The following is a 26811-nucleotide window of genomic DNA, read 5'->3' on the forward strand; positions in this document are numbered from 1 at the left end:
GCGCCGGGTTGGACAGTGGCGACCGGCTTTGGTGCCGAGTAGGGCGGGTGAAACCCGCGTGGCGCGCACCGCGGGTTTCACCCGCCCTACGCCCGCACCCAGCGTTGCCGCGTCCAGCCGCTCAGCGCATCGACGCCGAACACCAGCACCAGCATGGCCAGAATCACCGTACTGGCCTGGGCCTCCTGAAACAGGCTGAGGCTGACGTAGAGCATCTGCCCCAGGCCGCCGGCGCCGACGAAGCCGAGCACGCTGGCCATGCGGATATTGTTTTCCCAGCGGTACAGGCAGTAGGCCAACAGCTGCGGCCACAGGTTGGGCAAGGTGCCATAGCAGAAGGCCGCGACCTGGCTGCCGCCCTGCAGGCGGATGGCCTCGGCCGGCGCCGTCGGGGTGTTTTCCAGGGCCTCGGCAAACAGCCGGCCGAGCACCCCGGCGGTGTGCAGGGCCAGGGCCAGGGTGCCGGCATTCGGGCCGAGTCCGGCGGCCAGCACCATCAGCGCCGCCCAGACCAATTCGGGAATCGCCCGCAGCGCATTCAGTAGCAGCCGCGCGGCGCTCTGCAGCGGCCAGCCGAAGCGCCCGGCGGCGGGCAAGGCCAGCAACAGGCCGAATACCGCCGCGAGCAAGGTGCCGATGGCCGACATGGCCAGGGTTTCCATTGCGCCACGGCCGATGGCGGCGAGGTGCGCGGTGCTCAGGTCCGGGCTGAGAAAGCGCCGCACATAGCCGGCCATCTGGCCCAGGCTGTCGCCATGGGTCAGCGCGCCCAGGTCGATACCCAGGTAAACGAACGAGGCGATCACCGCCGCGCCGATGCCGAGCAGCAACAGCAGATTGATCAGCCGGTTCATGCCAGCCTCCCGCGCAGCACGCGGCTGAGCTGATCGGCCAGCAGCACCAGCAGCAGGAAGGTCAGCAGCATGCTGGCCACCTCACCACCGGCGAACATGCGCATCGACAGGTCGATCTGCTGGCCCAGGCCGCCGGCGCCGACGAAGCCCATCACCACCGAGGCGCGGATCGCGCATTCCCAGCGGTACACCGTGTAGGAAGTCAGCTCCGCCGCGGCATTCGGCAGGATGCCGTAGACAAAGGCCGTCAGCCGGCCGCTGCCGGCCTGCAGCAGGGCGTGGGCCGGGCGCTGGTCGACCGACTCGAAGATTTCCGCATAAACCTTGCCGAGCATGCCGCTGTAGGTGATGGCGATGGCCAGTACCCCGGCGGTAGGGCCGAGGCCGACCGCGCGGACGAACAGCAGGGCCCAGACGATTTCCGGCACGCTACGCAGGAAAATCAGCAGCCCGCGTACCGGCCAGCGCAGCAACTGCGCCAAGGGTTTGGGCCGCCCGCCACGGGAGGCGGCGGACAGCGACAGCGCGCGACTGGCCAGCAGGCTGGCCGGAATCGCCAATAGCAGCGCCAGGCCCATGCCCGCGGTGGCGATGGCCAGGGTTTGCAGGGTGGCCTGCAGCAGCAGTTCGAGGAATTCCGGGGCATGCGCCGGCGGCCAGAAGGCGGCGACGAAACGGCCCATCTCGCTCTGGCTGTCGGTTTGCAGCAGCACGCCCAGGTCCAGTTCGCTGAGCTGAATACCCGGCCACAACAGGGCCAGCGCCAGCAGGGTGAGCAGCAGGCGGGGCAGGGCGGCCGGGTCGCGGGTGTCGCGGTTTAGCATCGCGGGATCTGCAGGCTCAGGGTCACGCTGGGCGCGGGCGGCGAGAGCAGCTGTTCGTTGGCATACAGAGCGTCGAGTTGCGCCTGGTCGACTTCGCCGGCTGGGCGGTCGAAGAGGATCTGCCCGTCACGCAGGCCGATAATCCGCGGGAAGTGCGCCAGGGCCAGCTCCACCGCATGCAGGCTGGCGACCAGGGTCACGCCATGCTGTTCGGCATGCCGACACAACACATTCAGGGTGTGTTCGGCCAGCACCGGGTCCATGGCCGATACCGGTTCATCGGCCAGCAGCAGTTCGGGCGCCTGGTACAGCGCACGGGCGATGCCGACCCGCTGCAACTGGCCACCGGACAGCTGCTGGCACTGGGCGAACAGCTTGTCGGCCAGGTCCAGCTTGGCCAGCTCGCGGCGAGCGCCGGGAACATCCACGGGATGCAGCAGATTCAGCAGGCTCTTGCCCAGGCTCCACTGACCGAGCTTGCCGGCCAGCACGGCGGTAACCACCCGTTGCCGCGCCGGCAGGGGCGGCGCCTGGTGGATCAGACCGATGCGTGCACGCAGACGTTGGCGTTGGCGACTGGACAGCTGCCAGGGCTGTTCACCGAGCAGCTGAATCTCGCCGCTGCTCGGTTGCAGGGCGCTGGCCAGCAGGTTGAGCAGGCTCGACTTGCCGGCCCCGGACGGGCCGATGATGGCGACCCGCTCGCCGGCGCCGATGTGCAAATCCACGCCGCGCAGGGCGTGGACTCCGTTGCCGTGGCTGAGGCGGGCGCCGGACAGGCGCAGGGTCATTTCAGCAGGTCGGCGGCGCGTGCGGCGTCCTCGATGCCTTTGTAATTCTCCGGCTTGGTCTCGATGAAGCGGCTGGCGGCTTGCAGGTCGAGGATCGCCTTGTGCTCCGGGTTGGCCGGGTCGAGGGCGAGGAAGGCAGCCTTGATCTTCGCGGCCAGGGCCGGGTCGAGGGTGCCACGCACGGTCCAGTTGTAGTCGAAGTAGGTCGGGGTGGTGGCGAAGACCTTGACCTTGCTGGTGTCGACCTTGCCGGCGGCGACCAGCTTGTCCCACACGCTGGCGTTAAGCACGCCGCCATCGACCTTGCCGGCCTGGACCCAGGCGGCGGTGGCGTCATGGGCGCCGGAGTAGCCGACGCGGCTGAAGAAGGTTTCCGGCTTGATGCCGTCCTGCAGCATGAAATAGCGCGGCATCAGGCTACCGGAGGTGGACGATACCGAGCCGAAGGCGAAGGTCTTGCCCTTGAGGTCGGCCAGGGATTTCACGTCCGGGTTGGCGCTGATGAACTTGCTGGTGAACTGGGCATCCTGCTCGCGCTGTACCAGCGGGATGGCGTTGCCGGTCTTCAGGCGCACCTGAACGAAGGTGAAACCGCCCAGCCAGGCCAGGTCCAGACGGTCGGTGGCCAATGCCTCGACCACGGCCGGGTAGTCGGCGACTGGGACGAACTCGACTTTCATGCCCAGCTGTTGTTCCAGGTAGGCGCCCAGCGGTTTGAACTTGCGCAGCAGTTCGGTGGGGGCTTCGTCGGGAATGGCGGAGACGCGCAGCACGTCGGCGGCCTGGGTCAGGCTGGCGGACAGGGACAGGGCAAAGCCGGCGGCGAGCGCCAAAGTACGCTTGAGCATGGGAGTTCTCCGGTTCAATAGCGGAAAAAACGAGGAAGCGCAGGCGAGCCCTTGGCCGTGCCTGCGCTCCGACAGGTTAGTAGAAGCGGCGGCGATTATATGAGGCGCTGCGGGAAAGAACAGCTTTGCTAGAATCCGCGGCCTGTTTTCCGATTTGCCGAGAGCGTTACCGATGAGCGAGCCGATCCGCCTGACCCAGTACAGCCACGGTGCCGGTTGTGGCTGCAAGATTTCCCCCAAGGTGCTGGAAGTGATCCTCGCCGGCAGCGGCGCACAGAACCTCGACCCCAAGCTGTGGGTTGGCAACGCCTCGCGTGACGATGCGGCGGTCTATGCCCTGGACGACGAGCGCGGGGTGGTCTCGACCACCGACTTCTTCATGCCGATCGTCGACGATCCCTATGACTTCGGTCGTATCGCCGCCACCAATGCGATCAGCGACATCTACGCCATGGGCGGCGACCCGCTGATGGCCATCGCCATCCTCGGCTGGCCGGTCAACCTGTTGCCGCCGGAAGTGGCCCGCGAAGTGATTCGCGGTGGCCGTGCGGTGTGCGACGCGGCCGGTATTCCGCTGGCTGGCGGTCACTCGATTGACGCCCCGGAGCCGATCTTCGGTCTGGCCGTCACCGGTGTGGTCGAGAAAAAGCACATGAAACGCAATGACACCGCCACGGCCGGCTGCCAGCTGTACCTCTCCAAGCCGCTGGGCATCGGCATCCTCACCACCGCCGAGAAGAAGGCCAAGCTGCGCGCCGAGGACGTCGGCCTGGCGCGCGACTGGATGTGCACCCTGAACAAGCCTGGCGCGCGCTTCGGCAAACTGGCCGGGGTCACGGCGATGACCGACGTCACCGGTTTCGGCCTGCTCGGCCACCTGGTGGAGATGGCCGATGGCGCCAATCTCACCGCCCAGCTCGACTACGCCGCCGTGCCGCGCCTGCCGGGGGTCGACTACTACCTGGCCGAGGGCTGCGTGCCGGGCGGCACCCTGCGCAACTTCGACAGCTATGGCGACAAGATTGCCCCGATCAGCGATGCGCAGCGCGATCTGCTCTGTGACCCGCAGACCAGTGGCGGCCTGCTAGTGGCCGTCACCCCCGAGGGCGAGGCCGAATTCCTCGCCGTGGCCGCCGAGCTGGGCCTGAAGCTTTCGCCGATCGGCCGTCTGGTCCCGCGACAGACTTACGCGGTCGAGGTGCTGTGATGCGTGATAACAGCAGCGACTACCGCGACATCTTCCTCAATGACCGGCCGATGATGGATGCCCGCGCCCCGGTGGAATTCCACAAGGGCGCCTTCCCCGGCGTGCTCAACCTGCCGCTGATGAACGACATCGAGCGGCAGAAGGTCGGTACCTGTTACAAACAGCATGGCCAGGACGCCGCCATTGCTCTCGGCCACCAGCTGGTCGGCGGCCAGGTCAAGGCCGAGCGGGTCGCGGCCTGGGCCGCTTTTGCCAAGGCCAATCCCGAGGGTTACCTGTACTGCTTCCGTGGCGGCCTGCGCTCGCAGATCACCCAGCAGTGGCTGGCGGAGGCGGGCATCGACTACCCGCGGGTGATCGGCGGCTACAAGGCGATGCGCACCTTTTTGCTGGAAACCACCCAGCAGGCGGTGGTCGAGTGCGATTTCGTCATCGTCGGCGGCATGACCGGCACCGGCAAGACCGAGGTGATCGCGCAACTGGGCAACAGCCTGGACCTGGAAGGCCACGCCAACCACCGCGGCTCCAGTTTCGGCAAGCGCGCCACCGGCCAGCCGGGGCAGATCGACTTCGAGAACCGCCTGGCCATCGACATCCTCAAGCAGCGCGCCGCCGGCACCGAGCAGTTCGTGCTGGAGGACGAGAGCCGCCTGGTCGGCAGCTGCTCGCTGCCGCTGGAGCTGCACCAGGGCATGCAGGCGTATCCGCTGGTGTGGCTGGAAGACAGCTTCGAAGGCCGCGTCGAGCGCATCCTCGGCGATTACGTGATCGACCTGTGCGCCGAGTTTCTCAGCGTGCATGGCGCCGAGGACGGCTTCCGTCTGTTTGCCGAGCGCCTGCTGCAGAGCCTGAGCAATATCCAGAAACGCCTGGGCGGTGAGCGTTACCAGCGCCTGCTGGCGATCATGCAGGCGGCGCTGGCCGAGCAGCAGGGCAGTGGCAGCGTGGATTTGCATCGCGGCTGGATTGAAGGCCTACTGCGCGAGTACTACGACCCCATGTACGCCTTCCAGCGCGAGAGCAAGGCTGAACGCATTGAATTTGCCGGTGAGCAGGCGGCCGTTGTGGCCTACCTGCGTGACCGTGCCCTACGGAGAAAGTCATGACCACGCCACACAGCTTGCTGGACCACGCCGATGCCCAGGATTGCACGGTCTACCGTCCGGACGATCTCGATCCGGATGCCGACGAGCTGGAACTGGGCGATGCACGCATCCTCTTGACGGGCCCGTTCGTGGCGCCGGCCGACTGGGATGCCCTGGCCCGCGAGGACTACTTCGATGGCCATGAGGAAGACCTGTTCGTGACCGCGCGCATCGAGAGCGAGGCGGTCAAGGGCACCCAGGGCTATTTCGTCGCCGAGCCGGGTGACTACGCGGCCGTGGTGGTCGATGGCGAAGTGCAGATGTACTACGTCTATGACCTGGCCGACGGCAGCTACGTGCTGATCCGCGACGACGAAACGCTGGAGTGATCCCGTAGCCCGGATGCAATCCGGGAACGGAGTTGCCTGCATCCCGGATTGCATCCGGGCTACGTCAAGGTTGAGTGAGGGCGCGGACTGCTCCCTCTCCCGTTCACGGGAGAGGGCAGGCCTGTACCCTCTCCCCCGGCCCCTCTCCCACAAGTGGGAGAGGGGAGACGTCAGGCGCACACTCTGGCCATCGCCGTCGGCAGCTATGTCAGGCGCTGTTCCGCCATCCCCGCCACGCTGGCGCGGCCGCTGCTGACCCTCTACATGCTGAATTCCTCACGCAGGCTGGCGATGCGCCGGCGCATGGCGTCCCACTTCCTCGGCGACACTCAGCTACCCGCCCGGTGGGCCGAAGATCGGGTCGCCCGGCACCCTGGCGACGTTGGCGACGTTGGCGAAGTGGCTCACTTGCGGCCCTCGGCGCTGGCGGCGAGCACATCGGTGCGCGCGGCCATGATGAAGTCGTTGCGGTGCAGGCCTTTCATTTCGTGGCTCCACCAGGTGACGGTGACCTTGCCCCATTCGGTGAGCAGGGCCGGGTGGTGGCCGACTTCCTCGGCGATGGCGCCCACCGCATTGGTAAAGGCCAGGGCATGACGGAAGTTCTTGAACAGGAACAGGCGCTCCAGCTCCATATGGTCGTCGCGCACTTCGATGTTCCAGTCCGGGATCTCGCGGATCAGTTCGGCCAGTTCCTCGTCCGACACATGGGGCGCGTCGGCGCGGCAGGCTTCGCATTGGGCTTGGCTAAGGGCGGTCATGTCGGGTTCCTCTGGGATTCGTGGGCAGAGCATAGAAGGTCAGGGGGGGGGCGGATCAGTTCCCTCTCCAGCTTGCGGGAGAGGGTTAGGGAGAGGGCGCTGTTTGGTTCGACCCTCTCCCCCAGAGCCAAAGCCTACGCCGCCTTCGGCGGAAATTTCGGCGTATGCAGGCCCAGTGTCATGGCGTGCTGGACCATGCCCATGATGTCCTCGTGGGCCAGTTCGAATAGACGCTTGAGCTGCGGCAGGACAAAGTACAGCGGTTGCAGGATGTCGATGCGATACGGCGTGCGCATGCATTCCAGCGGGTCGAAGGCCTGGTGCTCGGGGGCGTCGGACAGACTGTAGACCGTCTCCTTGGGCGAGGAGAGGATGCCGCCGCCGTAGATGCGCCGGCCCTGCGGGGTGTCGACTAGGCCGAACTCGATGGTCATCCAGTACAGCCGCGCCAGGTACACGCGCTGTTCCTTGCTCGCGGCCAGGCCGAGCTTGCCGTAGGTGTGGGTGAATTCGGCGAACCAGGGGTTGGTCAGCAGCGGGCAGTGGCCGAAGATCTCGTGGAAGATATCCGGCTCCTGCAGGTAGTCCAGCTCCTCGGGTGTGCGGATAAAGGTGGCCACCGGGAATTGCTTGCTGGCCAGCAGCTCAAAGAAGGTCTGGAACGGAATCAGCGCCGGCACTCGCGCCACGCTCCAACCGGTGGCGGCTTGCAGCACCTTATTGATCTCGCCGAGCTGGGGGATACGCTCGTGGGGCAGGCCGAGCTGCTCGATGCCATCCAGGTATTCCTGGCAGGCGCGACCCTCGATCACCTTGAGCTGGCGGGTGATCAGGGTGTTCCACACCGCGTGTTCGCTGTCCGGGTAGTGGATAAAGCCAGTCGCGTCGGGTTCGCGGGCCAGGTACTGCGTGGTCTTCATCGTCGCCTCCAGCAGGTTTTTGTTGTTGTATTGGACAACAGATAACCCGCTGGCAGTCCGCGGGAAGGTGGTGAGCAGGCATATGCGGCGACTGGTTCAGGCTTATTCGTAAAGAAATGGTTACGCGATTGGCGATGTGGCGTGTCATCGCCTTGCTGCATTGCTTATCTGTCACATATTCTTGACGAATAAAATGTCGCAGCGCCCTCTAATCGAGCCGCTGCGTCCATAACAAGCCCGAGCCGAGCCCCGCCATGCGTATCAAAGTCCACTGCCAGAACCGCGTCGGCATCCTGCGCGACATCCTCAACCTGTTGGTCGACTACGGCATCAACGTCGCCCGTGGCGAAGTTGGCGGCGAGCAGGGCAATGCCATCTATCTGCACTGCCCGAACCTGATCAACCTGCAGTTCCAAGCCCTGCGTCCCAAGCTGGAGGGCATCGGCGGGGTGTTCGGGGTCAAGCGCGTGGGCCTGATGCCCAGTGAGCGCCGCCATCTGGAGCTGAATGCGCTGCTCGGCGCCCTGGATTTCCCGGTGCTGTCGATCGACATGGGCGGCTCTATAGTCGCCGCCAACCGCAGCGCCGCGCAGCTGCTCGGCGTGCGCGTGGACGAGGTGCCGGGCATTCCGCTGTCGCGCTACGCCGAGGATTTCGATCTGCCGGAGCTGGTGCGCGCCAACAAATCGCGGATCAACGGCCTGCGGGTCAAGGTCAAGGGCGACATCTTCCTCGCCGACATCGCCCCGTTGCAGTCCGAGCACGACGAGAGCGAGGCGCTGGCCGGCGCGGTGCTCACCCTGCACCGCGCCGACCGCGTCGGCGAGCGCATCTACCATGTGCGCAAGCAGGAGCTGCGCGGCTTCGATAGCATCTTCCAGAGCTCCAAGGTAATGGCCGCCGTGGTGCGCGAGGCGCGGCGTATGGCACCGCTGGATGCGCCGCTGCTGATCGAAGGTGAGACCGGTACCGGCAAGGAGCTGCTGGCGCGCGCCTGCCACCTGGCCAGCCCGCGCGGCCAGTCACCGTTCATGGCGCTGAATTGCGCCGGGCTGCCGGAATCCATGGCCGAGACCGAGTTGTTCGGCTACGGCCCCGGTGCCTTCGAGGGCGCGCGCCCGGAAGGCAAACTCGGTTTGCTGGAGCTGACTGCCGGCGGCACCCTGTTCCTCGATGGCGTCGGCGAGATGAGTCCGCGCCTGCAGGCCAAGCTGCTGCGCTTTCTGCAGGACGGCTGCTTCCGTCGCGTGGGCAGCGACGAGGAGGTGTACCTGGATGTGCGGGTGATCTGCGCCACCCAGGTCGACCTGTCCGAGCTGTGCGCCAAGGGCGAGTTCCGCCAGGACCTCTACCACCGCCTCAACGTGCTCAGCCTGCATATTCCGCCGCTGCGTGAGTGCCTGGATGGCCTGGCGCCGCTGGTCGAGCACTTCCTCGACCAGGCCAGCCGGCAGATCGGCTGCCCGCTGCCCAAACTGGCGCCGGCGGTGTTGGACAAGCTCGGTCACTACCACTGGCCGGGCAATGTGCGCCAGCTGGAGAACGTGTTGTTCCAGGCCGTGTCGTTGTGCGACGGCGGCACGGTCAAGGTCGAGCACATCCGCCTGCCAGACTACGGCGCGCCGCAGCCGCTGGGTGATTTCTCCCTGGATGGCGGGCTGGATACTATCCTCGGCCGCTTCGAGAAGGCGGTGCTGGAGCGCCTCTACCACGAACACCCGAGCAGCCGCCTGCTGGGCAAGCGCCTGGGGGTGTCGCACACCACCATCGCCAACAAGCTGCGCCAGCATGGTTTGGGCAAAGAGTAGAACTACGACCTTGGTGCAATAGGCAGCGAGGCGGGGTGGGGGTAAAAAGTCAGGCGTCCGGTTCCTGCGAATCCCGGACGGCGTTTCTAGCATTCCTCCCCCGGAATGAATTGGCAGGCGGCCTCCGGGTCGCCTTTTTTTGCCCGCCGAACGCCGCCAGGATCTTGGTCGTAGAGCGCTAAGACCATGGTCGAATGGCCCTACGGGCTGTCGGGGGATACAACAGGCCCCATAGAACAACAACTACCCGCCGAGGTGTTTAGTCATGAGTTCCGCTTCCCTGTATCCCGTGCGCCCCGAGGTCGCTGCCCAGTCACTGACCGACGAGGCGACCTACAAAGCCATGTACCAGCAGTCGGTGATCAACCCCGACGGCTTCTGGCGTGAGCAGGCCAGGCGCCTGGACTGGATCAAGCCGTTCAGCAAGGTCAAGCAGACCTCCTTCGACGACCACCACGTCGATATCAAGTGGTTTGCCGACGGCACCCTCAACGTCTCGGCCAACTGCCTGGACCGTCACCTCGCCGAGCGCGGCGACCAGTTGGCGATCATCTGGGAAGGTGACGACCCGTCCGAGCACGAGGAAATCACCTACCGCCAGCTGCACGAGCAGGTGTGCAAGTTCGCCAACGCCTTGCGCGGCCAGGATGTGCACCGTGGCGATGTGGTGACCATCTATATGCCGATGATTCCGCAAGCCGTGGTGGCCATGCTGGCCTGTGCCCGCATCGGCGCCATTCACTCGGTGGTGTTCGGCGGCTTCTCTCCGGAAGCGCTGGCCGGGCGCATCATCGATTGCCAGTCGAAGGTGGTGATCACCGCCGACGAAGGCCTGCGTGGCGGCAAGAAGACCCCACTCAAGGCCAACGTCGATGACGCCCTGACCAACCCGGAAACCAGCAGCGTGACCAAGGTCATCGTCTGCCAGCGCACCGGCTCCGAGATCAAGTGGAACCAGCACCGCGACATCTGGTACGAAGACCTGATGAAGGTCGCCGGCAGCGTCTGCGCGCCGAAGGAGATGGGCGCCGAAGAAGCGCTGTTCATCCTCTACACCTCCGGCAGCACCGGCAAGCCCAAGGGCGTGCTGCACACCAGCGCCGGCTACCTGCTGTATGCCGCGCTGACCCATGAGCGGGTGTTCGACTACAAGCCGGGCGAAGTCTACTGGTGCACCGCCGATGTCGGCTGGGTCACCGGCCACAGCTACATCGTCTATGGCCCGCTGGCCAACGGCGCGACCACCCTGATGTTTGAAGGCGTGCCGAACTACCCGGACGTGACCCGCGTCGCCAAGATCATCGACAAGCACAAGGTCAACATCCTCTACACAGCGCCGACCGCCATCCGCGCCATGATGGCCCAGGGCAAAGCCGCCGTTGCGGGTGCCGATGGTTCCAGCCTGCGTCTGCTCGGTTCGGTCGGCGAGCCGATCAACCCGGAAGCCTGGCACTGGTACCATGAGAACGTCGGCCAGTCGCGCTGCCCGATCGTCGATACCTGGTGGCAGACCGAAACCGGTGGGGTGCTGATCAGCCCGCTGCCGGGCGCTACGGCGCTCAAGCCGGGCTCGGCGACCCGTCCATTCTTCGGCGTACAGCCGGCGCTGGTGGACAACCTGGGCAACCTGGTCGAAGGCGCGGCCGAAGGCAACCTGGTGATCATCGATTCCTGGCCGGGCCAGGCGCGCACCTTGTACGGCGACCACGACCGCTTCGTCGACACCTACTTCAAGACCTTCAAGGGTATGTACTTCACCGGTGACGGTGCCCGTCGCGACGAAGACGGTTACTACTGGATCACCGGGCGGGTCGACGACGTGCTCAACGTGTCCGGCCACCGCATGGGCACCGCCGAGATCGAGAGCGCGATGGTCGCCCACCCGAAAGTCGCCGAGGCCGCCGTGGTTGGCGTGCCGCACGACCTCAAGGGGCAGGGTATCTACGTCTACGTGACCCTGAACAACGGCGAGGAACCTTCCGAGCAGTTGCGTCAGGAACTGAAAAACTGGGTGCGCAAGGAGATCGGCCCGATCGCCTCGCCGGATGTGATCCAGTGGGCGCCTGGTCTGCCCAAGACCCGCTCGGGCAAGATCATGCGCCGCATCCTGCGCAAGATCGCCGTCGCCGAATACGATGCCCTCGGTGACATCTCCACGCTGGCCGATCCTGGCGTGGTGCAGCATCTCGTCGATACCCATCGCACCATGCAGGCGGCCTGATTCGTCAGCTTCCGCGCAGCGTGCACAACCCCGGCCACAAGCCGGGGTTTTTCTTTTCTGGCGGGGAAGGGGGATGAATATCGGGATTTGTCCGCTTCTGCCCGGCGACGTAACACCCGGCGGTAACGCGCTGCGCGGTTTCGGGGAGGGCGGAAACACTGTACGCCGGGATGGTGCGCAAAAGCCTGCGGGAAAATCCTGTTAGATCGCTGAAAAGCCGCATTGCAGGGGCTTTCAGGTTTTTATGGCGTGGATATTGCTGGCATCTAAGGTTAATGTTTTTGTCTCTCTGGTCATGTTTTTCATGGCCTGTCAAGCCGCCTTGCGCGCCTCTCCTGTGGTTCTGTAATTAGTTGTCGCTTTGAGGAAATATCGGTCTTCCCCTGCTCGCTAGAATGCCGCCCACCTGGCCGCACCACTTGTGGCGCCTTTCGGGGCGGCAAAGCTGGTGACACTTCCTACAATTTACCCACGGCCCTGGCGAACCTCATTCTGCCAAACGATGTCCCCATTCGAAGGAGTCACACCATGAAGAAGATCGTACTTCTCGGCGCCCTGGCGCTGTCCGCGTTCAGTGCGCTGGTTCAGGCAGAAGACAAGCCGCTGCGTATCGGTATCGAGGCAGCCTACCCACCGTTCGCCTTCAAGCAGCCCGATGGCAGCATCACCGGCTTCGACTACGACATTGGTCAGGCCCTGTGCGCCGAGATGAAGGTCGAGTGCAAGTGGATCGAGCAGGAATTCGACGGTCTGATTCCGGCCCTGAAAGTACGCAAGTTCGATGCCGTGCTGTCGTCCATGTCGATCACCGAAGAGCGCCTGAAGTCGGTCGACTTCACCGCCAAGTACTACCACACCCCGGCCAAGCTGGCGATGAAGGCCGGCACCGTGATCACCGATCCGCTGGTTGACCTCAAAGGCAAGAAAGTTGGCGTGCAGCGCGCCTCGATCTACGACCGCTACGCCACCGACGTGTTCGCTCCGGCAGGTATCGAAGTGGTGCGCTACAGCTCGCAGAACGAGATCTTCCTGGACCTGGCTTCCGGCCGTGTCGATGCCACCCTGGCCGATGTCGTCAACATCGACGATGGCTTCATCAAGACCGATGCCGGTAAAGGCTTCGCCCTGGTAGGCCCGGACTACACCGAGGAGAAGTACTTCGGTAACGGCGCGGGTATCGCCGTACGCAAGGGTGACAAGGCCCTGGCCGACAAGATCAGCGCCGCCATCCTGGCCATCCGCGCCAACGGCAAATACAAGGAAGTGCAGGACAAGTACTTCCAGTTCAACGTTTACGGCGAGTAAGGCCGGGCTGACCTGCCTTCGCCACTGAAGGCAGGTGCTCCGCCGGGCCGGTTGCAGGGCGCCGCTATCGGGCGCCACTGCAGCAGCCTGCTCCCCTGGCGCAGGGGCGTTCCTCCTGTTTTTCCCTGAGGATTAATTCATGCTCAACGGCTATGGCTCGACCATTCTCGATGGTGTCTGGCTCACCTTGCAGCTGGCTCTGCTGTCGATGGCGGTGGCTATTTCTCTCGGCTTGCTCGGTGCGGCCTGTCGTCTGTCGCCGATCAAATGGCTGGCGCTGTTGGGTGAGACGTACGCCACGGTGATTCGCGGGATTCCCGACCTGGTGCTGATCCTGCTGATCTTCTACGGCGGCCAGGACCTGGTGAACCGTATTGCCCAGCTGGTGGAGTACGACGGCTACATCGATATCAACCCGTTTATCGCCGGGGTCGGCACCCTGGGCTTCATCTATGGCGCCTACCTGTCCGAGACCTTCCGCGGTGCCTTCATGGCCATCCCCAAGGGCCAGGGCGAGGCGGGCATGGCTTACGGCATGAGTTCGCTGCGGGTGTTTTTCCGCATCCTGGTGCCGCAGATGATCCGTCTGGCGATTCCCGGCTTCACCAACAACTGGCTGGTGCTGATCAAGGCTACCGCGCTGATTTCCCTGGTCGGCCTGCAGGACATGATGGCCCGCGCCAAGAGCGCCGGCGATGCGACCCGCGAGCCGTTCACCTACATCCTGCTGGCGGCGGCCATCTACCTGGCCATCACCAGTGTTTCCCTGCTCGTTCTGCGCTACCTCGAACGCCGCTATTCGGTGGGCGTCAAGGCGATGGAAATTTAAGGGGCTGCCATGATTTTCGATTACAACGTGGTACTCGACAGCCTGCCGCTCTACTTTGGCGGTGTGCTGATCACCCTCAAGCTGCTGGTGATCGCCCTGGCCTTCGGTCTGGCCCTGGCCGTGCCGCTGGCGCTGATGCGTGTGTCCAAGCAGCCGGCGGTGAACTTCCCGGCCTGGCTGTACACCTACGCCATTCGTGGTACGCCGATGCTGGTGCAGCTGTACCTGCTGTACTACGGCCTGGCCCAGTTCGAAGCGGTGCGCGAGAGCGTGCTCTGGCCTTACCTGTCCAACGCCACTTTCTGCGCCTGTCTGGCCTTTGCCATCAACACCAGCGCCTATTCGGCGGAGATCCTCGCCGGCAGCATCAAGGCCACGCCTTATGGCGAGATCGAGGCGGCCAAGGCCATGGGCATGTCGCGTTTCAAACTGTACCGGCGGATTCTGCTGCCCTCGGCCCTGCGCCGTGCGCTGCCGCAATACAGCAACGAAGTGATCATGATGCTGCACACCACCAGCCTGGCGTCCATCGTCACCCTGGTCGACATCACCGGTGCGGCCAAGACCGTCAGCTCGCAGTACTACCTGCCGTTCGAGGCCTATATCACTGCCGGTCTGTTCTATCTGGTGCTGACCTTCATCCTGGTGCGCCTGTTCAAACTGGCCGAACGTCGCTGGCTGGCCTATTTGGCCCCGCGCAAAGCCTGAACCACCGATTCCACCGCATTCGCATACGAGAGCCGAGACCATGTACAAACTTGAAGTCCAGGATCTGCACAAACGCTACGGCGACCACGAAGTGCTCAAGGGTGTATCCCTGGCGGCCAAGGCCGGCGACGTGATCAGCATCATCGGCTCCAGCGGCTCGGGCAAGAGCACCTTCCTGCGCTGCATCAACATGCTCGAGCAGCCCTACGGCGGCAAGATCCTGCTCAATGGCGAAGAGCTCAAGCTGGTGAAGAACAAGGACGGCGCGCTCAAAGCCGCCGATCCCAAGCAGCTGCAGCGCATGCGCTCGCGCCTGTCCATGGTGTTCCAGCACTTCAACCTGTGGTCGCACATGAGCGCCCTGGAAAACGTCATCGAGGCGCCCGTGCATGTGCTCGGCGTATCGAAGAAGGAAGCCCTGGAAAAGGCTGAGCACTACCTGGCCAAGGTCGGTGTGGCGCACAGAAAAGACGCCTATCCGGCGCACATGTCTGGCGGCGAGCAGCAGCGCGTGGCGATTGCCCGTGCCCTGGCCATGGAGCCGGAAGTGATGCTGTTCGACGAGCCGACTTCGGCGCTCGATCCCGAGCTGGTCGGCGAAGTGCTCAAGGTCATGAAGGACCTGGCCCTGGAGGGTCGCACCATGGTCGTGGTCACCCACGAGATGGGTTTTGCCCGCGAGGTGTCCAACCAGCTGATCTTCCTGCACAAGGGCATAGTCGAAGAAACCGGTTGCCCGAAAGAAGTGCTGGCCAATCCGCAGTCGGATCGCCTCAAGCAGTTCCTTTCCGGCAGCTTGAAGTAGGAACTAGACTGCGAGCCATGACTGCCACTTCCCACTGCATCGGTTTCCTTATCTGGCCAGAAACCAGGCCCATGACCCTGGCCCTGGCCGAGGAAGCCCTGCGCGTGGCGCAGCGCGTGCACCCGGAGGTGGTCTACGAACTGCGCTTCCTGCACGCCGAGCCACTGGCCGAAGGCGGTTGGCAGATGCCGGGCGAGCCCTGGGCCGGGCGCCTGGACGGCTGCCAGAAGTTGTTCCTGCTGGCCGACGAGCCGCCGGTGCATGTCGCGCCGGCATTGGCTTCCGCATTGAAACAGCTGGCCCGTGCCGGTGCGCAGCTTGGCGGGTTGTCGGCCGGGGTTTATCCGCTGGCCCAGCTCGGCCTGCTCGACGGCTACCGCGCTGCCGTGCACTGGCGCTGGCAGGATGATTTCACCGAACGTTTCCCCAAGGTCATCGGCACCAGTCACCTGTTCGACTGGGACCGTGATCGCCTCAGCGCCTGTGGCGGCCTGGCCGTGCTCGACCTGCTGCTGGCCGTGCTGGCCCGTGACCACGGCGCCGAACTGGCCGGGGCGGTCAGCGAAGAGCTGGTGGTCGAGCGCATCCGCGAAGGTGGCGAGCGCCAGCGCATTCCGTTGCAGAACCGCATTGGCTCCAGCCACCCCAAGCTGACCCAGGCCGTGCTGCTGATGGAAGCCAATATCGAAGAGCCGCTGACCACCGACGAGATCGCCACCCATGTGTGCGTGTCGCGGCGCCAGCTGGAACGCATCTTCAAGCAGTACCTCAACCGCGTGCCGAGCCAGTACTACCTGGAGCTGCGCCTGAACAAGGCGCGCCAGCTGCTGATGCAGACCAGCAAGTCGATCATCCAGATCGGCCTGTCCTGTGGCTTCTCCTCCGGCCCGCACTTCTCCAGCGCTTACCGCAACTTCTTCGGCGCCACCCCGCGCGAAGATCGCAACCAGCGTCGCAGCACCAGCCCCTTCGAAATCGCGCCGAGCCCGTCAGAGCGCGGTTGAGCGGCGCTTCGCCGGTCAGTCGGGCGCTATGCCCAGGTCGCCATTGCGCTGGATCTGTTGCGGTTGTGAGGCCTGATCGGCGCGCTGCTGCGCCTGGTACTGGGCGATGGCCTGGCGGGCATTGAACAGCAGATGCTCGCGGCCCAGTTGATCTGCCAGGCCGCTATGCCGAACCATTTTCAGCACTTCCGGGTTGAGGCCGGCCAGCCACAGGCTGATGCCCTGCTCGGCGGCGCGTTGCTGGGCCTCCTGGAGCATCTTGAAGGCGGAGTACTCGATGTCCGGCACCCGGCTCAGATCGAGGGTCAGCACCTTGGGTTGGTACTGCGTCAGCAGGGTCTTGATCTGATCGGCAACCAGCTGGACATTGACGAAGAACAGGCGGCCTTCCGGGCGTACCAGCAGCAGGCCGTCGAAGGTCTCGTCGTTCGGGTGCTCTGGCGAGAGCGGGCGCAGCACATCGGTGCCGGGCTTGCGGGCCAATACATAGACATGGGGTTTGGCGGTCTGGCTGGCGAGGCCGATCAGCGACACCACGATGGCCACCACAATGCCTTGCAGCGTGCCGAACAGCAGTACGCCGATACAGGCGATGCAGGCCCAGCGGAACTCCATGCTGCGCACCTGCAGGATCGAGCGGAATTCGCCGGGCTGGATCAGGCCCACCGAGTAGACGATCACCACGGCCGCCAGGGTGGCGTGTGGCAGCAGGCCGAGTAGTGGCGCGAGCAGCAGCATGGTGGCCGCGGCTGTGCCGGCAGTCACCAGCGAGGCCAGCTGCGAGCGGCCGCCGGCGGCCTTGACCACGGCGGTCTGCGAGGTGCCGCCGCCCGCCGGCATGGCGCCGAACAGGGCGCCGCCCAGGTTGGCCGCGCCGGTCGCCAGCAGTTCGCGGTTGGCATTGATCGGTGGTTGGTTGGTTTCGGCAAAGGCGCGCCCGGCGGCAATCGACTCGGTAAAGCTCATCAGCGCGATACCCAGTGCGCCCGGCAACAGCAGCATCACCAGATGAGTGTCCGGCAGGGTCAGCGATGGCAGGCCCTGCGGGATCAAGCCGACAATCGCCACGCCCTGTGCCTGCAGGCCGAACCACCAGGCGGCGGCGATGCCGCCCGCCACCGCCACCAGCGGGGCGGGGGAGTGCGGCAGCAGGCGCTCCATGCCGATCAGTACGACCAGGGTGGCCACTGCCACGGCAAGGGTCAGCAGCGAGGTTTGTGGCAGCAGGCTGAACAGGCTCAGCAGGTCGGGGAAGAAACCCTGTTTGTCGAGGTGTAGCCCCAGCAGCTTGGGTATCTGGTCGAGCACGATGACCAGGCCGATGCCAGCCTTGAAGCCGGTCAGCACCGGGGTGGAAATGAAATTGGCGATAAAGCCCAGGCGCAGCACCGACGCCAGCATCAACAGAACGCCCACCAGTGCGCTGAGCGTGGCCACCGCAACAATCAGCTTGTTGGGGTCGCCATCCGGCACCGCCAGGCCGAGCTGGGTGCCGGCCAGGATCGCCAGGGTGGTGGTGGAGCTGACGCTGAGCACGCGCGAGCTGCCGAGCAGGGCGTAGATCAGCATGGGCACGAAGGCGGTATACAGGCCGATCGCCACCGGCAGCCCGGCAACGGTGGCATAAGCCATGGATTTGGGCAGCACCACGGCGGCGGCGGTTAGCCCGGCTACCAGATCCAGGCGCCAGGTTTTACCGAGACCGCTGAGAAATGTTGTCATCGTTTGGTTTCCTTGGTGCCGGTCTGTTTACGCTTGATGTAGGCAGGCAAAGTCTCGCTTCGGCTTTGGTATCACGTATTGATCTGGGTTGGCTGAACCGTGCATGTCTGAAGATGGCTGTGCGAGCCACTTGCGCCGGTGGATGCGTGCTTTTGCTATGCCTCGGTGAGCTCGTCGGCGATGGCTTCGTGCCGCTTTTGCAGCACCATAAATCGGCCTATGCTCAGTGCGGTACAAGCCGGATAACTATAAGAAGATGCGCTTATTACAGATACTGCTGTTTTGCTGGATGAGTTCCGGCGCTGCCGCTGTGGCTGCTGCCAGTGATGCGTTTCTGCTCCTGGATGAGAGAAATCCGCGCGTCGAGCTCAATGCCTATTTCGAATATCTCGCGGATCCGGGTTCCGTAGAAGATGTCTATGGCATTCACGCGCTGCCTGCCCAGCGCTTCACCCGCCATTTCGCCGAGGTGCCGAACTTCGGTTTCACCGGGCAGCGCTATTGGTTCCGCACCCAGTTGCGGCAGAGCGCTGGTGATGAGAGCTGGTTCCTGGAGTTCGATTATCCGCCCCTGGATAACATCGATGTGTATCTGCTCGATCAGCATGGCGAGGCGCTGGTCGCCGAGCATGGTGGGGATCGGCGACAGTTTGACCGGCGCTCGATCAAAAGCCGGCAATTCACCGTGGAGTTGCAGCTACCGCTGGATGAGCCGGTCTGGCTGTATGTAGCGGTGCAGACCGAGGGCTCGCTGCAGGTGCCGGCGGTACTCTCCAACGCCACCCACTATGTGTCCAAGAGTCGCACCGAGTATTACCTGCTGGGGCTCTACTACGGCGCTCTGCTGTCGATGCTGCTCTACACCCTGCTGACCTATCTGTCGGTCCGGGATGTCAGCCACCTCTATTACATTGCCTACATTGCCGCCTATGGGTTGTTCCAACTGACGCTCAATGGCCTGGCCTTTGAGTATCTGTGGCCACAGTGGCCAGAGTGGAACAACCGCATGCTGCCGCTGTCGATCTCGGTGGCCACGCTCACCCTGATTGCATTGACCCGCTCGTTCCTGCAGACCCGCATATTGGTGCCGCGCATCGATCGCCTGCTGTTGCTGATGCTGTGGTTCTATGCCCTGTCAGCACTGGCCTGTCTGGCCATTTCCTATAACTGGGCGATTCGCTTGAGCACCGCGTCCGTGGTGATTTCTCCGCTGGTGGTGTTTGCGGTGGCGGTGCGGATTTTCTGGGCCGGCTATCGGCAGTCGCGCTTTTTCCTCCTGGCGTTCACGGCGCTGCTGCTGGGCATGGTGCTTTACGCACTGAAGACCTTTCATGTGCTGCCGGGTAACCCTCTTACCGAGCACGCCCTGCAGTTCAGCTCTGCGCTGCAGATGATCCTGCTGGTGGTGGCGCTGGCCGACCGCATGCGCCTGTTGAAGCAGGAAAATCTGCGCATCGAGCAAGAGGCGCGAGTGCTGCTCGAACAGCGTGTGTTGGAGCGCACGGAAGAGCTCAACAGTGCCCTGCGCGAGCTGAGCGACAAAAACCGCCAGCTCAGCGAGCTGAGCACGATCGATGGGCTGACCGGGGTGTATAACCGCGCCCATCAGGAAGAAGTCCTCGCCACAGAGTGGGCGCGTGCCTGCCGGCAGAAAGGCCCGCTGTCCGTGCTGATGGTCGACATCGACCATTTCAAACGCATCAATGACAATTATGGGCACCAATCTGGTGATGCCGTGCTCCAGACGGTCGCGGCGCTTATCAAGAGCTTTGCCAAGCGCAAGGCCGATGTGGTGTGCCGTTATGGTGGCGAGGAGTTCATGGTGATTCTGCCGGATACCACCGCCGAGGGCGCCCAACTGGTCGCCGAGGGTATTCGCCAGGCCCTGGCTGAGCTCGATATTCCGCTGGCTGGCGAAGTCCTCAGGGTCACCGTCAGCATCGGCCTGGCATCGGCGATTCCCGATTCGCCGGCCCAGAATGAGCTGGTGGCGCTGGTTGGTGCGGCAGATGCCGCGCTCTATCGGGCCAAGCAGGAAGGGCGCAATCGGGTCCGCCAGGGCGGTCTGTAGCTCGCGGCCTGATTGTCGCGGGCCGTCTGGCGGGCTGGCGAAGGCATCAGGCGCAGCAGCCCGGCTTTGTCAGCGGCGGCTAGAGTCGCAGCCCGTTGCACCGCTACAGGACATTTCGCCTCCTGCTTTTTTCCCCTCAGCAGCGCCGATGCCGCTGCGCAGCGTTTAAACTGCGCAATTCCGCTGCTTTCTGTCGCATTGCCGAAAGCCCCGGAAAACCACGGGTTGCCGCTGTAAGAAGTTGTCGCATGGCGGCAATGCGGGCCCGTAACCAGCCCCTACAATCCTTTCATCACCTGCCATTCAGTGCCGGTGCTGCTTATTCAGGAGAGCTCAGATGTCCGTTCAGCACGATCCGGTGCAACGCGCCGATTTCGACCAGGTCATGGTCCCCAACTATGCGCCCGCCGCTTTCGTGCCGGTGCGTGGTCAGGGTTCGCGAGTCTGGGATCAAAGCGGTCGAGAGCTGATCGACTTCGCCGGCGGCATCGCCGTCAACGTGCTGGGTCACTGCCATCCGGCATTGGTCAGCGCGCTGACCGAGCAGGCCAACACCATGTGGCACATCTCCAACGTGTTCACCAACGAGCCGGCCCTGCGCCTGGCGCACAAGCTGGTCGACGCGACCTTCGCCGACCGCGTGTTCTTCTGCAACTCCGGCGCCGAAGCCAACGAGGCCGCCTTCAAGCTGGCCCGTCGGGTTGCCTTCGATAAGTTCGGCGAGGACAAGTGCGAGATCATCGCCGCGACCAACAGCTTCCACGGCCGTACCCTGTTCACCGTCAGTGTCGGTGGCCAGCCGAAGTACTCCGACGGTTTCGGGCCGAAGATCCAGGGCATCAGCCATGTCCCGTATAACGATCTGGACGCGCTGAAAGCGGCGATCTCCGACAAGACCTGCGCCGTTGTGCTGGAGCCGATTCAGGGCGAGGGCGGTGTGCTGCCGGCCGACCAAGCCTACCTGGAGGGCGCGCGCAAGCTGTGCGACGAGCATAACGCGCTGCTGGTGTTCGACGAAGTGCAGACTGGCATGGGCCGCAGCGGCGAGCTGTTCGCCTACATGCACTACGGCGTGACCCCGGACATCCTCTCCAGCGCCAAGAGCCTGGGTGGCGGTTTCCCGATCGGCGCCATGCTCACCACCACCGAGCTGGCCAAGCACCTGGCCGTCGGCACCCACGGCACCACCTACGGCGGCAACCCGCTGGCCTGCGCCGTCGGCGAGGCGGTGATCGATGTGATCAATACCCCGGCCGTGCTGGCAGGGGTGAAGGCCAAGCATCAGCAGTTCACCAGCCGCCTGCGCGCGATCGGCGAGAAGTACGGCGTGTTCAGCGAAGTGCGTGGCCTCGGCCTGCTGCTCGGCTGCGTGCTTTCCGATGCCTGGAAAGGCAAGGCCAAGACCGTGCTGGATGCCGCCGCCGCCGAAGGCGTGATGGTGCTGCAGGCCAGCCCGGATGTGGTGCGCTTCGCCCCGAGCCTGGTGGTGGAAGACGCCGACATCAACGAGGGCCTGGACCGCTTCGAGCGCGCCGTGGCCAAGCTGGTACAGGGCTGATGCCCTGGCCGCGCCTGCGGGCGCGGCCGGTTGGCGGCACAGGCAGTGCCGCCTGCTTTCTCAGGACGAGCAATTCCATGCGTGATCGGGCCATGGCCCGGTCTTTCTCCAGCGCCTTCCATTGAGGCGCCTGGAGCTTTTATTGAAAAAGGAGTGACGCCATGCTGGTGATGCGCCCCGCGCAACTGTCCGACCTTGCCGAAGTGCAGCGTCTGGCTGCGGATAGCCCGGTAGGTGTCACTTCACTGCCGGACGACGCAGCCCGCCTGAGCGACAAGATCGCCGCCTCGGAGGCCTCGTTCGCCGCCGAAGTCAGCTTCAACGGCGAGGAGAGCTACTTCTTCGTCCTCGAAGACACCGCCAGCGGCCGTCTGGTCGGCTGCTCCGGCATCGTCGCCTCGGCCGGCTACTCCGAGCCGTTCTACAGCTTCCGCAACGAGACCTTCGTGCATGCCTCGCGCGAGCTGAAGATCCACAACAAGATCCACGTCCTCTCGCTGTGCCACGACCTCACCGGCAACAGCCTGCTGACCAGCTTCTACGTGCAGCGCGAACTGGTCGACAGCGCCTTCGCCGAGCTCAACTCGCGGGCCCGTCTGTTGTTCGTCGCCAGCCACCCGGAGCGTTTCGCCGACGCCATGGTGGTGGAGATCGTCGGCTCCAGCGACGAGCAGGGCGACTCGCCGTTCTGGGATGCGGTCGGGCGCAACTTCTTCGACATGAGCTACACCGAGGCCGAGCGCCTGTGCGGCCTGAAGAGCCGCACCTTCCTCGCCGAGCTGATGCCGCATTACCCGATCTACGTGCCGCTGCTGCCCGATAGCGCGCAGGAGGCCATGGGCCAGGTCTACAGCCGCGCCCAGGTGACCTTCGACATTCTCATGCGCGAAGGCTTCGAGACCGATCACTACATCGACATCTTCGACGGCGGCCCGACCCTGCATGCGCGTACCTCGGGCATCCGCTCGATCGCCCAGAGCCGCGTGGTGCCGGTGCGCATCGGCGAGCCGGGCAAGGGTGGCCGCCAGTACCTGGTGAGCAACGGCCAGTTGCAGGACTTCCGCGCCATCGTCGCCGACCTCGACTGGGTACCCGGCAAGCCGGTGACCCTGTCCGCCGAGGCGGCCGAGGCTCTGGGTGTCGGTGAAGGCGTCAGCGTCAGGCTGGTCGCGGTTTAAATACAAGCGGCGCGCTGCACGCAGCACGCCTGGACGCATTTCAAACTCGTAGCTGGCCGCCGCAGGCAGGCCGCTATCCGGAGGATCTATGATCGTTCGCCCCGTCCGTAGTGCCGATTTGCCGGCGCTGTTCGACCTGGCCCGCAGTACCGGCGCCGGGCTGACCACCTTGCCGGCCAACATGGAGCGGCTGGCGCATCGGGTCAGCTGGGCGGAGAAGACTTTTCGCGGCGAGGCCGAGCGCGCCGATGCCGACTACCTGTTCGTGCTCGAAGACGATGACGGCCAGGTTGTCGGCATCTCCGCCGTGGCCGGCGCCGTGGGCATGCGCGAGCCCTGGTACAACTACCGCCTGGGCCTGACCGTGAGCGCCTCGCAGGAGCTGAAGATCTACCGCGAGATCCCCACCCTGTTCCTCGCCAACGACCTCACCGGCAACTCCGAGCTGTGCTCGCTGTTCCTGCATGCCGACCACCGCAGCGGCCTCAACGGCCGTCTGCTGTCGAAGGCGCGCTTCCTGTTCATCGCCGAGTTCCGTGAGCTGTTCGGTGACAAAGTGATCGCCGAGATGCGCGGCATGTCCGACGCCAATGGTCGCTCGCCGTTCTGGGAAAGCCTCGGTCGGCACTTCTTCAAGATGGAATTCAGCCAGGCTGACTATCTCACCGGCGTCGGCAACAAGGCCTTCATCGCCGAGCTGATGCCCAAGTTCCCGCTGTACACCTGCTTCCTCTCCCCGGAGGCGCGCAGCACCATCGGCCGCGTCCACCCGGACACCGAGCCGGCGCTGGCCATGCTCAAGGGCGAGGGCTTCGCCTACCAGGGTTATGTCGACATCTTCGACGCCGGCCCGGCCATCGAGGTGCCCACCGACAAGATCCGTGCGGTGCAGAACAGCCAGACCCTGGTACTGGCCGTCGGCACGCCGGGCGATGACGCCACGCCTTACCTGATCCACAACCGCAAGCGTGAAGACTGCCGCATCACTGCTGCCCCGGCGCGCGTCGCCGCCGGCACCCTGGTGGTCGATGCGCAGACCGCGAAACGCCTGCAACTCGCCGTCGGTGCCCAGGTGCGCGCGGTACCGCTGTCGGCCAAGGAGACAAAATAATAATGACCACTCACTTCATCGCCGGTCACTGGCAACCCGGCCAGGGCGAGGCCTTCACCTCCCTCAATCCGGTGACTCAGGAAAGTATCTGGGCTGGCCAGGGCGCCAGTACTGCGCAGGTCGAGGCTGCCGTGCAGGCCGCCCGTGCCGCGTTCCCGGCCTGGGCCCGGCGCTCGCTGGAAGAGCGCATCGCCGTGCTCGAGCAGTTCGCCGTCACCCTCAAGGCGCACAGCGACGAGCTGGCGCGCACCATCGGCGAGGAAACCGGCAAGCCGCTGTGGGAGTCCGCCACCGAAGTGACCAGCATGGTCAACAAGGTCGCCATCTCCGTGCAGAGCTACCGCGAGCGCACTGGCATCAAGAGCGGCCCGCTGGCCGACGCCACCGCCGTGCTGCGGCACAAGCCGCATGGCGTGGTGGCAGTGTTCGGCCCCTACAACTTCCCCGGTCACCTGCCCAACGGCCATATCGTGCCGGCGCTGCTGGCCGGCAACGCGGTGGTGTTCAAGCCCAGCGAGTTGACGCCGAAAGTCGCCGAGCTGACGGTCAAGTGCTGGATCGAAGCCGGCCTGCCGGCTGGTGTGCTCAACCTGGTGCAGGGCGCCCGCGAAACCGGCGTGGCCCTGGCCGCCAGCGCTGGCATCGACGGCCTGTTCTTCACCGGCTCCAGCCGTACCGGCAACCTGCTGCACAGCCAATTCGCCGGGCGTCCGGACAAGATCCTGGCCCTGGAAATGGGCGGCAACAACCCGCTGGTGGTGGATCAGGTCGCCGACCTGGATGCCGCCGTGTACACCATCATCCAGTCCGCCTTCATCTCCGCTGGCCAGCGCTGCACCTGTGCGCGGCGCCTGCTGGTGCCGGCGGGCGCGTGGGGCGATGCCCTGCTGGCGCGGCTGGTAGCGGTCAGCTCGACGATCAAGGTCGGTGCCTTCGACGAACAACCTGCGCCCTTCATGGGTTCGGTGATTTCCCTGGCGGCGGCCGAGCATCTGCTCAAGGCCCAGCGCCAACTGGCCGACCAGGGCGCCAGCGTGCTGCTGGAGATGATCCAGCCGCTGCCGAACGCCGCGCTGCTGACCCCGGGCATCATCGACGTCACCGCGGTTGCCGAGCGCATCGACGAGGAGTTCTTCGGCCCGCTGCTGCAGGTGATTCGCTACGCCGATTTCGACGCTGCCATCGCCGAGGCCAACAACACCCAGTTCGGCCTGGCCGCTGGTCTGTTGTCGGACTCCGCCGAGCGCTACCAGCAGTTCCTCATCGAGAGCCGCGCCGGCATCGTCAACTGGAACAAACAGCTGACCGGCGCCGCCAGCAGCGCGCCCTTCGGTGGCGTCGGCGCCTCCGGCAACCACCGCGCCAGTGCCTACTACGCGGCTGACTACTGCGCCTATCCGGTCGCCTCGCTGGAAAGTGAAACCCTGAGCCTGCCCGCCACCCTGACCCCGGGAGTGAGTCTGTGATGTCCGCCTATGAGATGAACTTTGACGGCCTGGTTGGCCCGACCCACAACTACGGCGGCCTGTCCTACGGCAACGTGGCGTCGCAGAGCAACAGCCAGGTGGCGTCCAATCCCAAGGAAGCGGCGCTGCAAGGCCTGGGCAAGATGAAGGCGCTGATGGAGATGGGCTTCAAGCAGGGCGTATTCGCCCCGCAGGAACGCCAGGATGTCGCCGCTCTGCGCAGCCTGGGTTTCGCCGGCAGCGACGCCCAGGTGATTGCCCAGGCGGCGAAACAGGCGATGCCGTTGCTGGCTGCTGTCAGCTCGGCCTCCAGCATGTGGACGGCCAACTCCTGCACCGTCAGCCCGAGTGCCGACACCGCCGACGGCCGCGTGCATTTCACTGCGGCCAACCTCAACTGCAAGTTCCACCGCAGCATCGAGCACCCGACCACCAGTCGCGTGCTCGGTGCCATGTTCGCCAGCGAGCAGCACTTCGCTCACCACGCCGCGCTGCCGGCCGTCGGCCAGTTCGGTGACGAAGGCGCGGCCAACCACACGCGCTTCTGCAAAGGCTATGGCGATGCCGGCGTGGAATTCTTCGTCTACGGCCGCAGCGCCTTCGACAGCCGCTACCCGGCGCCGCTGCGCTACCCGGCGCGGCAGACCCTGGAAGCCTCGCAGGCTATCGCCCGGCTGCATGGCTTGAGCGACGAGGGTGTGGTCTATGCTCAACAGAACCCGGCGGTGATCGACCAGGGTGTGTTCCACAACGATGTGATCGCGGTGGGTAACGGCGAAGTGCTGTTCTACCACCAGGATGCCTTCCTCGACACCGAGCAGGTGCTGGCCGAACTGGCCGCCAAGCTCGGGCGCCGCGGCGGTAACTTCCAGGCGGTCTGTGTGCCGCGTGAAGCGGTGACGGTGGACGATGCGGTGCGCTCGTACCTGTTCAACAGCCAGCTGCTGACCCGCGCCGACGGTAACATGCTGCTGATCGTGCCGGAGGAGTGCCGCAACAACGCCAACGTGTGGGGCTACCTGCAGCAGCTCACCAGCGGCAACGGCCCGATTCGCGAGGTCAAGGTGTTCGACCTCAAGCAGAGCATGCAGAACGGTGGTGGCCCGGCTTGCCTGCGCCTGCGCGTGGCGCTCAAGGACAACGAACTGGCGGCGGTCAATCCAGGCGTGATCATGACCCCGAGCCTGTACGAAACCCTGACCGTCTGGGTTGGCAAGCATTACCGCGACCGCCTGGCGGAAAGCGATCTGGCCGATCCGCAACTGCTCATCGAATGCCGCACGGCATTGGATGAACTGACGCAGATCCTTAAACTAGGCGCGGTTTATCCTTTCCAATTGGCTTAA

General features: G+C 64.8%; 23 protein-coding genes. 16 read left to right on the top strand and 7 right to left on the bottom strand.

Annotation, left to right across the window (positions count from 1 at the left end):
* Positions 1 to 86 precede the first annotated feature (86 nt).
* The 4 genes from phnE to LRS11_RS13175 are packed head-to-tail and all read right to left on the bottom strand — an operon-like array spanning position 87 to position 3317.
* Positions 87 to 854, bottom strand: coding sequence for a phosphonate ABC transporter, permease protein PhnE (phnE, locus tag LRS11_RS13160; RefSeq protein ID WP_260493433.1), 768 nt, complete (start codon positions 852 to 854; stop codon positions 87 to 89).
* Positions 851 to 1678, bottom strand: a complete 828-nt coding sequence (locus LRS11_RS13165) for a PhnE/PtxC family ABC transporter permease (protein ID WP_260493434.1) — start codon at positions 1676 to 1678, stop codon at positions 851 to 853. Before LRS11_RS13165 ends, phnE begins: the two co-directional genes overlap by 4 nt.
* Positions 1672 to 2469, bottom strand: a complete 798-nt coding sequence (locus LRS11_RS13170; RefSeq protein ID WP_260493435.1) for a phosphonate ABC transporter ATP-binding protein — start codon at positions 2467 to 2469, stop codon at positions 1672 to 1674. Before LRS11_RS13170 ends, LRS11_RS13165 begins: the two co-directional genes overlap by 7 nt.
* On the bottom strand, positions 2466 to 3317 hold the full coding sequence (locus tag LRS11_RS13175) for a putative selenate ABC transporter substrate-binding protein (RefSeq protein ID WP_260493436.1): 852 nt from the start codon (positions 3315 to 3317) through the stop codon (positions 2466 to 2468). Before LRS11_RS13175 ends, LRS11_RS13170 begins: the two co-directional genes overlap by 4 nt.
* A 172-nt stretch (positions 3318 to 3489) precedes the next feature.
* On the opposite strand from LRS11_RS13175, the gene selD reads away from it, so the two are divergent.
* From selD to LRS11_RS13190, 3 genes are read left to right on the top strand one after another with little or no spacing between them, the layout of a single operon-like run.
* The gene (selD, locus tag LRS11_RS13180) at positions 3490 to 4524 is read left to right on the top strand and encodes a selenide, water dikinase SelD (RefSeq protein ID WP_260493437.1); all 1035 of its coding nucleotides are present in this window, start codon (positions 3490 to 3492) and stop codon (positions 4522 to 4524) included.
* On the top strand, positions 4524 to 5630 hold the full coding sequence (gene mnmH, locus LRS11_RS13185) for a tRNA 2-selenouridine(34) synthase MnmH (RefSeq protein WP_260493438.1): 1107 nt from the start codon (positions 4524 to 4526) through the stop codon (positions 5628 to 5630). The genes selD and mnmH overlap by 1 nt, the downstream gene beginning before the upstream one ends.
* Complete coding sequence (locus LRS11_RS13190; RefSeq protein ID WP_260493439.1) at positions 5627 to 5998, top strand: hypothetical protein; 372 nt, start codon at positions 5627 to 5629, stop codon at positions 5996 to 5998. The genes mnmH and LRS11_RS13190 overlap by 4 nt, the downstream gene beginning before the upstream one ends.
* 404 nt (positions 5999 to 6402) lie before the next feature.
* Here LRS11_RS13190 and LRS11_RS13195 read toward each other — a convergent pair whose 3' ends face one another.
* Positions 6403 to 6759: a 4a-hydroxytetrahydrobiopterin dehydratase gene (locus LRS11_RS13195; protein WP_260493440.1), complete on the bottom strand. Its 357-nt coding sequence runs from the start codon at positions 6757 to 6759 to the stop codon at positions 6403 to 6405.
* Positions 6760 to 6893: 134 nt separating this feature from the next.
* Positions 6894 to 7679 (bottom strand): phenylalanine 4-monooxygenase, encoded by a 786-nt coding sequence (gene phhA, locus LRS11_RS13200; protein ID WP_260493441.1) that lies wholly within the window; start codon positions 7677 to 7679, stop codon positions 6894 to 6896.
* 254 nt (positions 7680 to 7933) lie between these two features.
* On the opposite strand from phhA, the gene LRS11_RS13205 reads away from it, so the two are divergent.
* The 7 genes from LRS11_RS13205 to LRS11_RS13235 all read left to right on the top strand — a co-directional run bounded on the left by LRS11_RS13205 (position 7934) and on the right by LRS11_RS13235 (position 16359).
* Entirely contained in the window at positions 7934 to 9487 is a 1554-nt protein-coding gene (locus tag LRS11_RS13205) for a sigma-54-dependent transcriptional regulator (protein WP_260493442.1), read from the top strand.
* A gap of 265 nt (positions 9488 to 9752) precedes the next feature.
* Positions 9753 to 11708 carry an acetate--CoA ligase gene (acs, locus tag LRS11_RS13210; RefSeq protein WP_260493443.1) on the top strand — a complete coding sequence of 652 codons (1956 nt, stop codon included), beginning with the start codon at positions 9753 to 9755 and terminating at the stop codon, positions 11706 to 11708.
* A gap of 528 nt (positions 11709 to 12236) precedes the next feature.
* Positions 12237 to 13013 carry an ABC transporter substrate-binding protein gene (locus LRS11_RS13215; protein ID WP_260493444.1) on the top strand — a complete coding sequence of 259 codons (777 nt, stop codon included), beginning with the start codon at positions 12237 to 12239 and terminating at the stop codon, positions 13011 to 13013.
* Between the two features lie 139 nt (positions 13014 to 13152).
* Entirely contained in the window at positions 13153 to 13842 is a 690-nt protein-coding gene (locus tag LRS11_RS13220; protein WP_260493445.1) for an ABC transporter permease, read from the top strand.
* Between the two features lie 9 nt (positions 13843 to 13851).
* Positions 13852 to 14550 carry an ABC transporter permease gene (locus LRS11_RS13225; RefSeq protein WP_260493446.1) on the top strand — a complete coding sequence of 233 codons (699 nt, stop codon included), beginning with the start codon at positions 13852 to 13854 and terminating at the stop codon, positions 14548 to 14550.
* Positions 14551 to 14590: 40 nt separating this feature from the next.
* Positions 14591 to 15355 carry an ABC transporter ATP-binding protein gene (locus LRS11_RS13230; RefSeq protein ID WP_260493447.1) on the top strand — a complete coding sequence of 255 codons (765 nt, stop codon included), beginning with the start codon at positions 14591 to 14593 and terminating at the stop codon, positions 15353 to 15355.
* A 17-nt stretch (positions 15356 to 15372) separates the two neighbouring features.
* Positions 15373 to 16359, top strand: a complete 987-nt coding sequence (locus LRS11_RS13235) for a GlxA family transcriptional regulator (protein ID WP_260493448.1) — start codon at positions 15373 to 15375, stop codon at positions 16357 to 16359.
* Between the two features lie 15 nt (positions 16360 to 16374).
* Here LRS11_RS13235 and LRS11_RS13240 read toward each other — a convergent pair whose 3' ends face one another.
* Entirely contained in the window at positions 16375 to 18081 is a 1707-nt protein-coding gene (locus LRS11_RS13240; protein WP_260493449.1) for a SulP family inorganic anion transporter, read from the bottom strand.
* Between the two features lie 289 nt (positions 18082 to 18370).
* Here LRS11_RS13240 and LRS11_RS13245 point away from each other — a divergent pair, with 289 nt between their 5' ends.
* The 6 genes from LRS11_RS13245 (at position 18371) to astB (ending at position 26811) form a co-directional block, all read left to right on the top strand.
* Positions 18371 to 20152: a diguanylate cyclase gene (locus LRS11_RS13245; RefSeq protein WP_260496916.1), complete on the top strand. Its 1782-nt coding sequence runs from the start codon at positions 18371 to 18373 to the stop codon at positions 20150 to 20152.
* Between the two features lie 337 nt (positions 20153 to 20489).
* Positions 20490 to 21710 (top strand): aspartate aminotransferase family protein, encoded by a 1221-nt coding sequence (locus tag LRS11_RS13250; RefSeq protein WP_260493450.1) that lies wholly within the window; start codon positions 20490 to 20492, stop codon positions 21708 to 21710.
* Positions 21711 to 21871: 161 nt separating this feature from the next.
* On the top strand, positions 21872 to 22888 hold the full coding sequence (aruF, locus tag LRS11_RS13255; RefSeq protein ID WP_173205212.1) for an arginine/ornithine succinyltransferase subunit alpha: 1017 nt from the start codon (positions 21872 to 21874) through the stop codon (positions 22886 to 22888).
* An 88-nt stretch (positions 22889 to 22976) separates the two neighbouring features.
* On the top strand, positions 22977 to 23999 hold the full coding sequence (astA, locus tag LRS11_RS13260; RefSeq protein WP_260493451.1) for an arginine N-succinyltransferase: 1023 nt from the start codon (positions 22977 to 22979) through the stop codon (positions 23997 to 23999).
* Entirely contained in the window at positions 23999 to 25465 is a 1467-nt protein-coding gene (gene astD, locus LRS11_RS13265; protein WP_260496917.1) for a succinylglutamate-semialdehyde dehydrogenase, read from the top strand. Before astA ends, astD begins: the two co-directional genes overlap by 1 nt.
* Complete coding sequence (astB, locus tag LRS11_RS13270; RefSeq protein ID WP_260493452.1) at positions 25465 to 26811, top strand: N-succinylarginine dihydrolase; 1347 nt, start codon at positions 25465 to 25467, stop codon at positions 26809 to 26811. Before astD ends, astB begins: the two co-directional genes overlap by 1 nt.

It is taken from the genome of Pseudomonas sp. J452, from assembly GCF_024666525.1.
In the GTDB taxonomy this organism is placed as follows: domain Bacteria; phylum Pseudomonadota; class Gammaproteobacteria; order Pseudomonadales; family Pseudomonadaceae; genus Aquipseudomonas.